Source organism: Mesorhizobium sp. WSM4809, assembly GCF_055811655.1.
Map to the genome: position 1 here is coordinate 1 of NZ_JBVVQW010000038.1, position 14909 is coordinate 14909.

At 58.2% G+C, this 14909-nt stretch carries 11 protein-coding genes and 4 pseudogenes; 10 read left to right on the top strand and 5 right to left on the bottom strand.

Annotation, left to right across the window (positions count from 1 at the left end; translation table 11 throughout):
* A partial coding sequence (locus tag AC0L24_RS33390; protein ID WP_366212689.1) for a TCP-1/cpn60 chaperonin family protein occupies positions 1-330 on the top strand: 330 nt, incomplete at its 5' end.
* A gap of 183 nt (positions 331-513) precedes the next feature.
* On the opposite strand, the gene AC0L24_RS33395 is transcribed toward AC0L24_RS33390, so the two are convergent.
* The 4 genes from AC0L24_RS33395 to AC0L24_RS33410 all read right to left on the bottom strand — a co-directional run bounded on the left by AC0L24_RS33395 (position 514) and on the right by AC0L24_RS33410 (position 6077).
* On the bottom strand, positions 514-2421 hold the full coding sequence (locus AC0L24_RS33395; protein WP_473565013.1) for a putative bifunctional diguanylate cyclase/phosphodiesterase: 1908 nt from the start codon (positions 2419-2421) through the stop codon (positions 514-516).
* Positions 2422-2722: 301 nt separating this feature from the next.
* Entirely contained in the window at positions 2723-2983 is a 261-nt protein-coding gene (locus tag AC0L24_RS33400; protein ID WP_473565014.1) for an XRE family transcriptional regulator, read from the bottom strand.
* Between the two features lie 248 nt (positions 2984-3231).
* The gene (locus AC0L24_RS33405) at positions 3232-4647 is read right to left on the bottom strand and encodes a mannose-1-phosphate guanylyltransferase/mannose-6-phosphate isomerase (protein WP_473565015.1); all 1416 of its coding nucleotides are present in this window, start codon (positions 4645-4647) and stop codon (positions 3232-3234) included.
* The gene (locus AC0L24_RS33410; protein WP_473565021.1) at positions 4647-6077 is read right to left on the bottom strand and encodes a phosphomannomutase; all 1431 of its coding nucleotides are present in this window, start codon (positions 6075-6077) and stop codon (positions 4647-4649) included. The genes AC0L24_RS33405 and AC0L24_RS33410 overlap by 1 nt, the downstream gene beginning before the upstream one ends.
* 707 nt (positions 6078-6784) lie before the next feature.
* Here AC0L24_RS33410 and AC0L24_RS33415 point away from each other — a divergent pair.
* Positions 6785-7245, top strand: a pseudogene (locus AC0L24_RS33415) (beta/alpha barrel domain-containing protein); the annotation flags it as partial.
* Positions 7234-7350: pseudogene (locus AC0L24_RS33420) on the top strand (thiamine phosphate synthase); the annotation flags it as partial. The pseudogenes AC0L24_RS33415 and AC0L24_RS33420, both read left to right, overlap by 12 nt.
* Before the next feature lie 362 nt (positions 7351-7712).
* Here the strand turns inward: AC0L24_RS33420 and AC0L24_RS33425 are convergent.
* Complete coding sequence (locus AC0L24_RS33425) at positions 7713-8639, bottom strand: LysR family transcriptional regulator (protein ID WP_473565016.1); 927 nt, start codon at positions 8637-8639, stop codon at positions 7713-7715.
* A gap of 116 nt (positions 8640-8755) precedes the next feature.
* Between AC0L24_RS33425 and AC0L24_RS33430 the strand changes: the two genes are divergently transcribed.
* The 7 genes and pseudogenes from AC0L24_RS33430 to AC0L24_RS33460 all read left to right on the top strand — a co-directional run.
* Positions 8756-9742 (top strand): NAD(P)H-dependent flavin oxidoreductase, encoded by a 987-nt coding sequence (locus AC0L24_RS33430; RefSeq protein WP_473565017.1) that lies wholly within the window; start codon positions 8756-8758, stop codon positions 9740-9742.
* Between the two features lie 62 nt (positions 9743-9804).
* On the top strand, positions 9805-11160 hold the full coding sequence (locus AC0L24_RS33435; protein ID WP_473565018.1) for an MFS transporter: 1356 nt from the start codon (positions 9805-9807) through the stop codon (positions 11158-11160).
* 170 nt (positions 11161-11330) lie between these two features.
* Positions 11331-11516 carry a tautomerase family protein gene (locus AC0L24_RS33440; protein WP_473565022.1) on the top strand — a complete coding sequence of 62 codons (186 nt, stop codon included), beginning with the start codon at positions 11331-11333 and terminating at the stop codon, positions 11514-11516.
* 216 nt (positions 11517-11732) lie between these two features.
* Entirely contained in the window at positions 11733-12584 is an 852-nt protein-coding gene (locus tag AC0L24_RS33445; protein WP_473565019.1) for an alpha/beta hydrolase family protein, read from the top strand.
* A 697-nt stretch (positions 12585-13281) separates the two neighbouring features.
* A pseudogene (locus tag AC0L24_RS33450) lies at positions 13282-13399 on the top strand (IS6 family transposase); the annotation flags it as partial.
* Between the two features lie 27 nt (positions 13400-13426).
* Positions 13427-13939: pseudogene (locus tag AC0L24_RS33455) on the top strand (transposase); the annotation flags it as partial.
* Between the two features lie 437 nt (positions 13940-14376).
* A partial coding sequence (locus AC0L24_RS33460) for a TIM barrel protein (RefSeq protein ID WP_473565020.1) occupies positions 14377-14909 on the top strand: 533 nt, incomplete at its 3' end.

Below are 14909 nucleotides of genomic sequence, written 5' to 3' on the forward strand. Positions count from 1 at the left end.
CGTGCGCTGCAGGCTCCGGCCCGCCAGATCGCGGCCAACGCCGGTGCGGAAGCATCGATCGTTGCCGGCAAGATCCTCGAGAACAAGGGCGCGACCTTCGGCTACAACGCCCAGACCGGCGAATATGGCGACATGATCGCCATGGGTATCGTCGATCCGGTCAAGGTCGTTCGCACCGCTCTCCAGGACGCGGCCTCGGTCGCCGGCCTGCTGGTCACCACCGAAGCCATGATCGCGGAGGCTCCGAAGAAGGAGTCGGCTGGCGGCGGCGGCATGCCTGGCGGCATGGGCGGCGGCGGCATGGGCGGCATGGGCGGTATGGATTTCTAATCCGGCCTCTATCAGCCTCCAGATACGGAAAGGGCGGCAGCGATGCCGCCCTTTTTTGACCAACTACTCGGAACCACAACTACATCGTCATAATGGAGCTTGATAACGCACATCATGTCCGCTCCAGCACCCATCTCGTCCTTTGGCGCTCTCCTTGAGGCAATCAGCAATAGCTGGTACCGGTCACAACTCTTTCGCGTGCTCTTTTACTGCAAATTCAAGCGCTTGGGTCAGAGTTACCGCCTTGGAGAATAGGAAGCCCTGAGCGGTTGTGCAGCCAAGCTTGTGCAGAATTTGTCGGTCTGCCTCTGTCTCCACGCCCTCGGCCATGACCTCGATCCCAAGCGTCCTACCAAGATCGATCACCGTTTTGACAAGCAGCCGGTCGTCTCGGGACCTTGCCAGACCGCGAACGAAGCCCTGGTCAATTTTCACCTTGCCTATCCGGCTGTCCTTGAGCGATGCCAATGTGGAAAAGCCGGTGCCGAAGTCATCGAGCGCGATGGAGATGCCGGCATGTGAAAGCCGTCCGAGCTTCTCATCCACTCTGTCCGGGTCCACAGGGGATTCTTCGGTGATCTCAATTTCGAACATCGTTGGTGGCAGGTCTTTTGCGGCCAAACCATTCAGAATCATATCGTCGATATCGCCGGCCTCCAGTTCGCGCGGTGAAACATTCATTGCCACACGTACATCACGGCGGTCAGCTTTCAACAAGCCGTCGATAAGAGCACAACAGTCCGCGAATACCGTATGGGTCAGCAGCTGAAGCATTCCGGTTTCGCGCGCGGCTGTGATGATTTCGGGCGGAGAGATGGCGCTATGAATCGGGTGGGTCCACCTCAGCAAGGCTTCGAAACCAACCAGGGCCTCGGTATCGAGTCTGACGATGGGCTGGAACCAAGAACTGAGGCTTCTCGTCGTTATCGCTGAATGAAGGTCGCGTTCAATGGACTGGCGGCGATGCAGCTCCCTGTCGAGTTCGGCATCGAACAGGCAAAATTCGTTCCTGCCACGACGCTTAGCTGTGTAAAGGGCGATATCCGCCCGCAACAACATTTCTGTCAGCCCCGGGCTTTCAGCCAAGTATATTCCTAAAGATGCTCCGATCCGGACCGACGCGACCCCAGGATAGGGGCGAGCAAGTTTGGCTATAATGTTGGATGCGAGAATATTAGGAGAAGGAGAATTTCCGAGCGAGGGGAAAAAAAGCACAAATTCATCACCGCCGATACGGGCGAGCGTTGAGCCTGCGGGCGCTTCTTGCTCTATCCGGCGGGAGATCATGACGAGCAGTTCATCACCCGTCCTGTGACCGTAGGTATCGTTGACAGACTTGAAACCGTCTAAGTCAATCAGCATTGCCACGAAGGGGCCGTCTGTGTTCTCGTACTGGCCGATTGCGTGTTCGAGGCCCCGTCTGTTGAGCAGGCCGGTCAAGTGGTCCTCCCTGGAATTGCGCTCCATTTCGGCCGCAAGCCGCTCGGCCTCATGTCTCAGGCGGCTCCCCTCGCGGAAGCGCGCTTGCCCTACAAACGAGCTTCGAACCAAGCCGCCCTGGAAGAGCAGAACCGCAAAAGCCAGAATGTAGTCTTCCAAGTTGCCTTTCGTCAGCAGCCATCCTGCAGTGATAAGGAGTGGCGGTGTGATGAAGTTGATCGCTGCCGCGGAATACGAACTGCCGTATGTTACCGCACCTGCTGAAATCCCCGCCAGAATGATCAGATGCAGCGCCGCTTGGGGTGTTGTGTATCCGGCCGTGAGGACGGCAGGAAAGGACCAGGCAAATCCTGCCACAAAAGCAAGAATGGCAAACCAGCGAAGCCGCTGCGAAATCCATATCAAATCGTCCTGCTGACCCGTCTCATTTAGCTGATAATGGGCTAGTGCAAGGCGCGCGACATTTATAGCATTGACAATCAAGAACCAGACTGCGGCGGCAAAGCCGGCGCCAGAAAGGGCCTGCACCATCAAAATCAGGCCTGATAGGATAGTGCTTATCGGCATCGACACGAAGAGACCGGCCCTCAAATCAGCGAGCTGATCCTGAAGAATTCTGGCATCCAGCGCGTCTTCTTTGTTCAGGGCCATAGATCAGTCAGCTTGCTTTCTGGTCTTCTTCCGGAGCGCAGATTTATGCAACCCCCCTGAAGGACGGGTTAACGATTCAGCGGGGCATCAGCCTTGCGCCGCTCAGTCAATGAAATGTCTGCGGAGTCTTACAGCGGTCAAAGGAACGCGGCGTCGTGGTGTCCCGATTGGATTCGGCACGAAACTGGGATCTAGGAAGGAGCGGCACGGAAGCTGCGCTGGTGTGCCGCCGAAGGCGATGCACAAGGGCTTCGCGATGCTCTTCATGGCCCCTGGGGCGGGTAATCTTCAGAGGGCGAGGTCAAGCAGCGTTTGGGATGGATGAGATTTCATCGAAGATACTTTCAGCCAAGCCAAGTGCCCGAGCGATTCGATCGCGATAGCCCTTGTCGAAGGGATAGCCAGACTCAATCAGCCTGACCTCCTCTACCGTCAGTCCGCTCGTCACGGCGATCTCCTCGGTCAAATAGCCAAGATGTTCTCGATATGCCTGAATTGCGGGTTTTCCGGTTGAGATTGCGGTAATTACTTTCTCGGGCAGCGCGAAAGGCGATGCAGTCATTTTGCCTCCAAATGCAGAGCCGGCCGTTCGAAGATGCGAAACAAGCGGCGGCCGAAGTTGAGATAGGATGCCGAAAAAGCCCGAGCCGGCGGCATCCAAAACGCGACCACTCTCGGCGTGGGAGGCGCTCCGCTAATGCGGCGGCCGCCACCGTCTAGATCAAGACCTCATCTTCGAAGACTCCTATATAGCTACAAGAAGACGTTCGCGAGTGCGCCAACTTGATTGCGACCTGTAGAAGTGGACTGTCAGGTTCGACCGTATACGTCATCAAGCCGCACGATGTCATCTTCGCCGAGATACTCGCCGCTTTGGACCTCGATCATCACCAGGTCGATATTGCCGGGGTTCTCGAGCCGGTGTTTGTGACCGCACGGGATATAGGTGGATTGATTGGTGGTCAGGAGTAGCTCCTGGTCGCCGTTGACTATTTTCGCAGTGCCGCTGACCACGACCCAGTGCTCGGAGCGGTGATGGTGCATCTGCAGGCTCAAGCGCCCGCCAGGGTTCACCTCGATGCGCTTGATCTTGAAGCGCTCGCTTTCCTCCAGAACCGTGTAGGTGCCCCAGGGCCGGTGCACTGTACTGTGAAGTAAGTGTGCTTCATGTCCCGCAGCCTTGAGTCCCTCGAAGAGTTTCTTTACGTCCTGGACGCTATCGCGGGATGCGACAAGCAGGGCATCGGGGGAATCCACGATCACCAGGTCGCTGATACCGACGGTGCCGATGACTCTCTTGTCCGAGCTTATGTAGCTGCGCATGGTGTCGATCATGTGAACATCGCCGCGAATCCTGTTTCCGTTCACGTCAGCGGCGACCAGTTCAGCCATTGCGTTCCACGACCCAATGTCATTCCACCCCATTTCGCAGGGAACGACGGAGAGATTGTGGGTTTTTTCCATCACCGCTCGGTCAAGTGAAATACGAGGAGCCATGGCGAAGTGCTCAGATGAGAGTTCGATGCTGGCAACATGGTCGCCGTGGCTGACGCGAGCATTCTCGTAGCTAGCGAGAACGGCATCGATCACCTCCGGACAATGCGCAGCCATTTCGTCGAGCATGACCTGCGCCTTGAAGCAGAAGATGCCGGCGTTCCAAAAGAAACGTTTGGAGGCGACATAGGATTTGGCGGTCTCGATGTCCGGCTTCTCGACGAAACGGACGACTTTTTCGCCATCGGCCTCGATGTAGCCGAATGCTGTGTCCGGCCTGTTCGGATTTATGCCCAGGGCAGCGATGTGCCCCTGCCGCGCATGCTCTATCGCCCGGCTCATGGCGCTTCGAAAAGCCGGCAGGTCGCCGATGATTTGGTCCGCCGGAAAAATGCACAGGATCGCATCCGGACCCTGTGTTGCCTTGGTGTGGATCGCCGCCGCGGCGACAGCGGCGGCCGTGTCCCGGCCCTCCGGCTCGAGCAGGAAGGTGCGCGGCAGCACAACAGACTCCAGCTCGTTAAAATCGTCTTTCGTGAGGTAGAGGTGGGCCTTGGAGGTCACGGTGACGAGTTCGGCGACCCCCTCTATCGAAACCGCACGCAACACGGTGTGCTGAATGAGCGAATGCCCGTCCGCCACCTTGAGGAAAGGCTTAGGATGCGATTGCCTGGAGGCAGGCCACAGCCGCGAGCCGGCCCCGCCGCTGATAATGACCGGAACCACTTTCATCAAATGCTCCCTATCGTCTGTGACGCGGATGCCAATGCCCTTTTCAGCACCGAGGCGACGATCGCCGTGGCTCTGCTCTCGGTCGAAGCTTCCGAATAGCAGCGCAATTCCGGTGCATTGCCGGAAGGCCGCAGATGTATGATCTCATCTGTGCTCATTCGAACCCTGAGGCCGTCGGTTTCGTCGACTTCGGCTACGGTCCCGAACGGAGCGAGAAATTGCCGCAGCACGTCGTGGTCTGCGAGGCGATCCATCAATCTGCGCGAAGTTTCCGCAGAGAAGTCTTGAAGGCGTTCGCTCGCGCACGCCGGAAGGTTCCAAAACCCGCGCAGTTGCGACAGCTTCTTCTTTGTCGATGCCATGGTACCGAGAACAGCTAGGATTGGGAGCAGCGAGTCCCGCGTCGGCAGTGCGGTCAGCGTCTTCCCGTTCACCGTGCAATCCGAGCCTAGCAGAACACCGCCATTGGCCTCAAAGCCGAGGACGATGCCGGCGGCGCCGCCTGAGGCTTCCATGGCTTCGATGACAAATGGAGAGCCGACCTTCGACCTCCGGACTTCGAAACCAAGAGCTTTCGTAATGCCCGAATTGGAGGTCACTGGCGTCACGACCGTGTCTGCCTTCAGGAAGAGAGCCGTTGCGAGCCCAATCAGGTCGCCGCGAAAAAGATCGCCATTTTCATCAGCGATGAGTGGCCGATCAGCGTCCGCATCGGTCGACACGATGGCATGGAGACCGAATTCGCGGACCCATTTCTTCAATTTTGACATTGTTGCCGAGCCCACGGCTTCGGTATCGACAGGTACGAAGGTTCCGGTTTTCCCGACCGCGATCACGCTGGCACCAAGCGATTGAAGGACCTGTACCAACAGTTCCGCCGCGACCGAACTGTGCTGGTAGACACCAAGTCTCATGCCGGAAAGGGAGTCCGGCTCCAGTATGTCATTGGCGCGCTCTCGATAACAGCCGATCGCTTCCTCATGGCGCATAGGCCACGTCGCTCCCAGCGGAGCCGGTGGCAAGCAATATGCAGCTGATCTTTCGCCTACAAAGCGCGTCATCGCGGCCTCATCCGCCTTGGTGATTTCACCATTCGGACCATAGAATTTGATGCCGTTGCGATCGGCTGGAATGTGCGACCCGGTGACCATAAGAGCGGCCGTGCCGTGTCTGCGTGCATATAGTGCCAGGGCAGGCGTAGGTATGGCGCCGCAATCGATCGGCTGAAAACCATTTGCGGCCAACGCTGCCATGCAATTGTTGACTATCGCCTGACTGCTGTCACGTAAGTCGCGGCCTATGAAGACCGAACTATTCGACTGAACCCGGCTCGAAATCAAACGCCAAGCGAAAGCTTCGGTATAAAGTCCGCTGGCTTTGCCGACCAATTCCGAATCCGAACCTCGAACGCCGCTTGACCCGAATTTCATGACTTCGCTTTGCTGGTGGAGAGGCAGGGTGGATAATGTTGCAGTGCTTATTGAAAGCGCCATCGCTCTCAGCCACCTGCAGTTCAGATATGCGGTTCCGGCAACGGCCGATCAAATTTCAAGATCGATCCAAACAGGCCTCAGAACGGGAGGTTTCTCGCCACCCAAGCTACCGGATTCTAGCGGACCCTATGGCTCGCTCTATCACGAGAGCCGTGAGGCCCATTCTGAGGTCCGGCCGGGCATGCACAGTTCTCCTCTTCCATTGGAATCTCTGGCCCGCTCATCTAATGATCTAAGGCAGTGGTTGATTGATCGGCCTGCCGGTATTTCGCTATGCAGCATCATGACAGGTCGGTAAACTTGGTTGTTTGGATTGGATGCATCCATGCCATGGATGGAGCTAGAAAGCCGTCTTGAGTCCTGTGATTTAGATGATGAGGTCAGCTAGAGGACTGGCTGACCATGGCGTGACCTCGGGCGCTAGACCAAGCAATGTCTTGCCCTGCAACGCCTCAAGTCTGGGAAAGTTGGTTTCTGGAGTTGCATTGGATTAAGGCCTATCCCAAAAAAGTTGACGCTGTCGTCGTCGCTGCGATCCACGCCTTCGGCCTTGTCTGCATCCATCCCTTTTCGGTAACGTAACGGCCGCTTTCACTGCAACACGATGCGCCACGGGCTAGCCATGTGCCGCTTCAGCCGGCGAGAGTGCTGGCTGCAACTCCGTCAAGGAAACGGTCACCATCGCGAACATGGCGCGCGAAGAGTTCGGCACGAGCTGGATCAAGCTCGAAGTGATCGGCAACCAGGACACGCTGCAACCGGACGTGTCCGGCCTTGTGTCGGGGCCGCGCGCATCCTGTGCGAAGACGGCTTTGCAGTATTCCCCTGCACCACCGGTGACCTTGTCGTCGCCGAGCGGCTGCTGGAAGCGCAAGGTGCTGATGCCGTAGTGAGCGCCGATCGGTTCTGCCCTCGGGCCGATCAATATGAGGGGCGCTGCCCTCGATGCGCCTTCGCATGCTGCCACCGTCATGGAGCTCGGCTTTGACGCCGTGCTTCTGACACGGGTCGCCAATGCGGCCGATCCCGTCGGCATGGCGCGCCCGTTAGGCTCGGGAATGCTCGAAGCGTCCCCTCCACTCCCGTGATCGGCATGGCGGCGTTCTACCTGATTGTGAATAGCGCTGCCTGGATCCAACGGCTGGTGCCGCTCGGCGTGAAGCTGGTGCAGCTTCGCATCAAGACCCTGGATAAGGCCGAGTTGCGGGCTACTGGGCGGCACATACGTCAGCCTTGGCTACGGCTATTCACAGGCTGCTGCGGATCACCTTCGACCACAGTTACATACTAATCTCGATTTGATTGTTGAACCTCGATCCTAAGAGCAGCAGTTCTGACGTCAAGCTCCTTAACCGATGTCGAAATGAGTTGGCCGCATGGCACCCGCAAGCGGAGCACCCTGGCCAGCCATTGTGCTCCAATCCGTGCTCATTCCTTGCTTTTGCTGCAGCATGCAGCGCCTTTCGAGCCATCGTAGGCGATCTCTGGGCAAACGGACCCTACGAGCTGCCAACAAGATCCGCCGACGTTTGCGTCCGACTGACCCCTTGTTTTGTTTTTGCTCCACCTCTCCTAAGCCCGCTGCAGTTGTCGCACCGGCTCTGGTCTTGCCGGTTCAGGCCGTGAATGGGTTTCAGACGCCACCGTCATGAAAGCCTGAAGTGCCGCGGAGAGATACTCGTCGCTCCGCGTCACAAAAACAGTCGGTGCCGACCGCAGATTATCAGGAAGCTGATGTATGATGACCTGTCCGTCGGCTGCCGCATTCTGAACGACCCCCCGTGGTAGCATGGCCATTCCTATCCCGGCGGCGACGCAGCCGATGATCCCGTCCATTGTTCCGAGTTCCATCCAGCGGCCATGCGTTACCCCACACGCCGCCAGGAACATGTCCATGCGTCGGCGGTAGGAACAGCCAGATCGAAAGGCGAGGACCTTCAGAGCCGGTGATGCGGCCAAAGCCTTCAGATCCGAAAGCTCGCGAAACCGCGGCGGGGAGATCACAACGAGCTCCTCTTCGATGATCGATAGGCTCTTCAGTTCGGGATGAGCGATGGGGCCGGAGACGAACGCGCCATCCAGTTTGCGTGCAACGACGTCGCCGACGAGCTTTTCAGTCGGTGCAGCCTCCACCAGTACGTCGACCTCTGGATATTCTGCAGCATAGCGGATCAGGATCGGCGGAAGGCGAAGCGCTGCAGTGGTCTCCATCGAGCCGATCCTGAGCAAACCGAAAGGCGTACCGCGGTCTGTGACGACGCGCTTGGCTTCGTCCAGAAGCTCTCCTACGCGCTCCGCATAGGGAACGAGCTGAATGCCGGTGGCTGTCAGTGTGACCCCTTGCCTGGAGCGATGAAAAAGCGGAGCACCGATTTCCTCCTCAAGCGATTTTATTCTCGCGGTGACGTTGGATTGCACCGTGTTGAGTACACCGGCAGCCCCTCCGATACTGTTTGCTCTCACAACCGCTTGGAAAAACCTGAGGTCGGCGCTGTTCATCAGCCATCTCCTTTTCAGATGAAAAACATCTGATCTAATCATTTGTCTTAAGTCAAGTGTCGCAATAGCGTCAAAGAAAAATCTCCGGGAACTTCCTCAAGCTGGGAGAAGTACAGATGACGATACGAACGCGTCTGACAGAATTTTTTGAAATCGAGCATCCCATCATCCTTGCCCCGATGACACCGGCCGCCGGTGGCGCACTTGCGTCCGCCGTCGCCGACGCCGGCGGTCTGGGCCTGTTGGGTGGGGGATATGCTGATCGTCAATGGTACGAAACAGAGTCGTCGCTTATCACCAATGAACGCGTTGGCTGCGGGTTCATCGCCTGGGCAGTCGAAGCCGACCTTGATCTGTTTGACCGCGCACTTGCGGAGCGTCCGTCCGCGATGATGCTTTCGTTTTCGGATCCGGCGAAGCTCGCGGCACGGGTCAGGCAGGCGGATGTTCCGCTGATTTGCATGATCCACACACTCGAACATGCCAGGCGCGCAATCGACATTGGCGCCGACATTCTTATTGTTCAGGGGACCGAGGCCGGCGGCCATGGCCTGGTCGCGCGGTCAACCATGCCTTTCGTTCCAGCAGTCGTGGATCTGGTGGCAAAGATTTCGCCTTCTGTCATTGTCGTGGCGGCAGGCGGCATTGCCGACGGAAGGGGCTTGGCCGCTTCGCTGATGCTCGGAGCAGACGGGGTCCTGATGGGAACCAGGTTCTGGGCTACGCGAGAGTCGCTCATTCATCCGGCAGCCAAGGACAAGGTAGTCGCTGCCTCTGGCGACGAGACAATCCGGACTTCCGTCTACGATATCGTCCGTCAGAAGGCTTGGCCGGCGGGCTATACCGGCCGACTGCTCAAAAACGGCTTCGTCGACAAGTGGCACGGGCGGGAAGAAGAGCTGCGCGCACTGCATTCCGAAGAATTGTCGAAAGTCGAGGCGGCATGGGCCTCTGGCGACTATGACACGGCCAACGTGACTGTCGGTGAGGCGGTGGGCCTCATCAACGATCTACCATCGGCGAAGGACATCGTCCGCCGAACGGTGGGCGAGGCAAGCGAAAGACTTGGCGTCTACGCATTCGATCAGCGCATCGCGAGCTGAGTATCCACGGCCCTGAAGAAGAGGACCGACTGCTTTCAAAAACATAAAAGGGGAACTGCAGCATGCAACAGCTACACGAAAGGGGCGACTCTGCCCAAAAACCAGGTATCTGGACCGTCGTCCTTGCATCAAGCGCTGGCACCGTCATCGAGTGGTACGACTTCTATCTTTACGGAAGTCTGGCGATTTTCTTCTCAACGCTCTTCTACCCTGCCAATGAACCGACGGCAGCTGTTCTGATCAGCGTCGCAACCTTTGCCACGGGCTTCCTCGTGCGCCCATTGGGAGCCCTGCTGTTCGGCAGCATCGGCGACCGCGTCGGACGTAAGAGCACGTTCTTGATGACGCTCATTCTGATGGGCATTGCGACCGCGCTCGTCGGCGTCTTGCCAACATTTGAGACTGCGGGATATTTCGCTCCGATCGCTCTTGTGGTCCTTCGGCTGATCCAGGGATTGGCGATCGGCGGCGAATACGGCGGCGCCGCCGTTTACGTTGCAGAACACGCACCGGCGAACCGGCGCGGGTTCTTCACGAGCTTTATCCAGACAACGGCAACCGTCGGCTTTTTTGTGGCGATTGTCGTCGTGCTTGCGTGCCGGCTGTCGCTCGGCGAAGAACTCTTCAAGCAATGGGGTTGGAGAATTCCGTTCTTGCTATCATCCGTTTTGATCGTGCTGTCCCTTTATCTGCGCCTCAAGCTAAGCGAATCTCCGATCTTCGAGGAGCTTCGCAAAGGCGGGAAGACCGCAAAGAGCCCAATCCGTGAGAGTTTCGCCACCGGTCATGGCGTGCGTTATGCAGCCTTTGCACTGTTCGGGGCGACCGCCGGCTTGGGCTGCATCTGGTATACAGGCCAGTTCTACGCACTGTATTTCATGCAAAGCGTGCTGAAGCTTGACTTCCTGACAGCGAACATTTGCCTTGCTGTTGCTTTGGTGATCGGAACGCCCCTCATCGTTTTCTTCGGCGCCTTGTCCGACCGGATCGGCCGCCGCCAGTTGATTGTCACCGGTTTCATTCTTGCGGCCGCGTTCTATGTTCCAATCTATCAGGGCATCGCCGCCGCCGCCGCTGCCCAGAACTTCGTTTTGGTAACAGCGCTGATCGTCGCCCAACTCGTTTTCGTCGGATTGGTCTATGGCCCCATGGCAGCTTTCCTCGTCGAGCTCTTCCCGGCGAAGTTGCGCTACACCTCGCTCTCGCTGCCCTATCACGTCGGCACAGGCGTGTTTGGCGGCCTTGTTCCCCTCGTCAGCCTGTCGCTGGTTGCCTACACGGGCAACATCTATGCGGGCCTGGCCTATCCTATTGCGATCGCGATCATGAGCGCAGTCGTAAATGTTCTCTGGTTCCCCTGCGCGCTGCCTGGGGAGCCAGAGGCTGCCCCAACCGGGCTACCTGCGAGGGCAATCTGAAATCTTCACGGGGACGCCGAGTGCGCGCCCCCGCCCTCTTTGCTTTCAAGGGCCGATCGCCTGGGGAGCAGGAAAAGATCCTCGACTGCATCCGTGAGGCGGTGGTCAGAGCTTTCCAAGTACCGCCCGCCGATCGCTATCAGATCCTGATCGAACACCAGAGAGCGCGTATGCGCGCGGAGGATACCGGCCTTGGCCTTTTTCGCAGTGACAGGCTGATCATTATCCAGGTGATCTCGCGAGCGCGGTCAACTGACGGCAAACAGGGCCTTCTATCGTTTCGTTGCAAGAGGGCTTTTTGGATGTGTGTGCGATCGACCTGCAGATGTTGTGGTCAGTATCGTAGAAAATGGTGACGCGGATTGGTCCTTCGGCCTTGATCGAGCTCAATTCATAACCGCGAGCTTCGCGGAAATTACGCATCGCGGCGGTGAAAGACGTCAATAGCTGATGCCAGTCCGACACGGCCGGCCATCAGCTTTGACCGGCCGCGCAAATTCCAAACAACAAGGAGAGAGAGAGCAGTTATGAAACAACTACACCGAACCGTTGCAGCGTCACTGGGAATGCTGATGACAACTTTTTTAGTTTCGGCGCAAGCCAAGGAGGCCATCATCAAGTTCCAGGTCGAAGGCCAGACAATCGTAGGCACGATGGTCACGCCTGATGATGTCGCGAATCCTCCCGTCATCCTGATGCTTCACGGTTTCACCGGCAGCCGCAACGAATGGAGTTCAGGGGCGGTGAAGGAAGGCCTGTTCGGGCGTGCCGCGCCGGTGCTCGCAAAGGATGGTATCGCTTCGCTTCGGATCGATTTTCGCGGCAGCGGCGAGAGTGACGGCAAATTCGAAGACATGACCGTCGAAACCGAGATAACGGACGCACAAGCGGCGCTCGACTTCCTATCGACAAATGACAGCGTTGACGGCAAACGTATTTCGTTGATGGGAATGAGCCTAGGCGGTGCGGTCACGACAGCAGTTGCCGGCCGGACGAAAACGCCTTTAAAGTCTGTCGTGCTCTGGAATCCCGGCATCAATCTTCCGGCAGCGTTCATCTCCATATTTGGCGAGAAGCAGATGGCGGAAGCTGTGACAGTGGGCGATAAAGTCTATCCGGCCAAGCGCGTCGGAGATGGGAAGGAAATTCCCTTGAAAGGCCGCTTCTTCGAGAGCCTCTACGCGGTGCAGCCTGCCGGCGAAATCTCGCGCTACAAGGGGCCGCTGTTCCTCGCGGTGGGCACGCGCGATAGCATCGTCTTTCCCCAACCCGTTCTCGCCAAGTCGTTGCTGGCTTATCACGACGGTCCGGAAGAACTGTGGGCTGAACCCGTTGATCATGGTTTCGGCGTTGAACAGAGTGCCAAGACCGTGGACAAGCTGATCTTAGCGACAGTCGCCTTCCTAAAGTCCAACGGCGAATAGCCTGCGCGTCGAACGGCGCTCACTCGGCCGCCAATGCCGCCGGATTGGCGGCCTCCAAGCGAAGGCGGTAACGCTCGCCTGTCGGTTATCCTTCATGCAGGATGCCTGCCCGCGTGAACCTGCCCGGTTCCCGAGTACATCCGCCCCATGACGACCGTAAGAAAAATTCGAGCTGATCGTGGGCCGCTCGCTAGCTAAAGACGGCGCGGCTATTATCGCGAGCTGCAACGGCGTACTCGCGACTCTCTCGAGAAGCACCCAATCACGATATTACCTTCGATACCGGTAGTTGGGAAGAAGTCCGGTCGCAGGCGGAAATGATCGCAGGCGAGCGAGCATGTTCTCGACTGGTTCCATATTCCATGCGCAATGGAAGCTGCTTCCTTCCGCGTCAACCCGATCCTGCCCTCAATTGCGCACAGGATTGCTGGCCGGCGTCGCCATCGTCGAGCGCGCCGGGCCTGCGATGCTCGAGATGCTTCACACCGGTACGAGGGGAGCACCAGGTTTTGGGGTGGTCAAGCCGCGCGGATCATTTCGCCGTTCTCGCGATTGTCGTTCGCCGGGGTACCATTGCCGGAAGCTCGACCGCAGGGCCATCCAAGTCTGCGTGCGGGTTTTCAGCGAAGATGTGTTGCAAAGTCTTCGGTAACCAGGCGCATGGCACGGCCTCTGGTATTTTCGCCGGAGAGTTCAGATGTTCAAGGGCCGCCATTTCGACCAGTCCGCCATTCTGCTTTGCGTTCGCTGGGATCTGGCCTACGGCTTGAGTCTTCGAGATTTGAGGAATGATGGCCGACCGCGGCATCAGTATCGCCGGTTATGGCCATGGTGCAGCGACCGACCTCACGACCGGCGCTCCGGCCGGTGACGCGCGTGCCGCGGTCGTGACCGGTCTCTCAGCGCGAGCAAGCGAACGCGTCATTGAAGCGCACATCGAGTCGAGAGCTCACTTGATGAGCGACGAGTGGAAGCATTCATGGCCATTGGTGAGAGCTTTGCCAAGGCGAGACGGTGAAGCATACCAATGGTGAATGTGTTCGCGATGCCGTCCACGGCAATTCGGTAGAGGGCTTCAACGCCCGCTTCCGCCGTACCATCGCCGGCGTCTTTCATCATATCCCTCCAGCATGCCGACCTGTATTTCCACGAGGTTGGCCTCCGACGGCCACATCGTGTTATCCGGGAGCGCCGTTCGGCAAGGCATGGTCTAGAAGTCTTGAGGACCATGTGGTCGCGCGTGCCGCCGGCGCTGCAGCTACTGAGCGTTTTCGCGCTGCCACGGGGCGTCAGGCGCTGAGGCCTGGGGTGGAGGAATCATTAACAAATCAACCGTAGCTGCCTTTGGTTGCTAAATGCCTCGCGCGTTTTGAGCAGTTCTTGTCCCGACCCCATCATGCGAGCATCGTGTGACCTTTTGGCAAAGCGAGAGGCATCCCACAGTTGGGGCACTCGGCTGCTGCGGGTCACCTTCGACGGCGGCCCACGCTTACTGATCTCGATTTGATTGTTGAACCTCGGTCTTAAGAGCAGCAGTGCTGACCTCAAGCTTTTTAACTGATGTCGAAATGAGTTTGGCCGCACGGCACGCGCAAGCGGAGCACCCTGGCCAGCCATTGTGCTCCAATCCGTGCTGTTTGCTCTCACACCCGCCCGGAAAAACCTGAGTTCGGCGCTGTTTATCAGCCATCTCCTTTTCAGATGAAAAACATCTGATCTAATCGTTTGTCTTAATTCAAGTGTCGCAATAGGGTCGACGAAATTTCCGGGAACATTGAAGGAAAGCCAAGCCATGCGCCAAGCAGCGCCCCGCTTTGCACTCGATCACATGGCGACGGCCGGACTCGACGTCAGGGCACTTTTCGCTGTTGCCCGTGACCAGGGCCTGACCGATGTCCAGATCCGCAGCCAACCGTACAGCAATGCTATTGCACGCGGCATGCCGGCGGGGGACGTCCGGGCTGCCGCCGGCGAAGCAGGCGTTGGGATCATTTCCATTAATGCCTTGCAGCGCTTCAACGAGTGGACACCCGCCCGCAAGACCGAGGCGAGCAAGCTCGCCGATTATGCGGCGGCCTGCGGAGCCGAGGCGCTCATGCTAATGCCGGTCAACGACGGCTCCTGGCCCGCGAATGGCGAGCGCAGGGGCGATCTCCGCTTTGCCTTGAAGGCGCTCAAGCCGATCCTCCAGTCGCGCGGCCTGATCGGTCTCATCGAGCCGCTGGGCTTCCAGACCTGCTCACTTCGATCGAAGAACGAAGCGGCTAAGGCCATTGCCGCCATTGATGGCCAGTCCGTCTTCCGCCTCGTGCACGACACATTTCA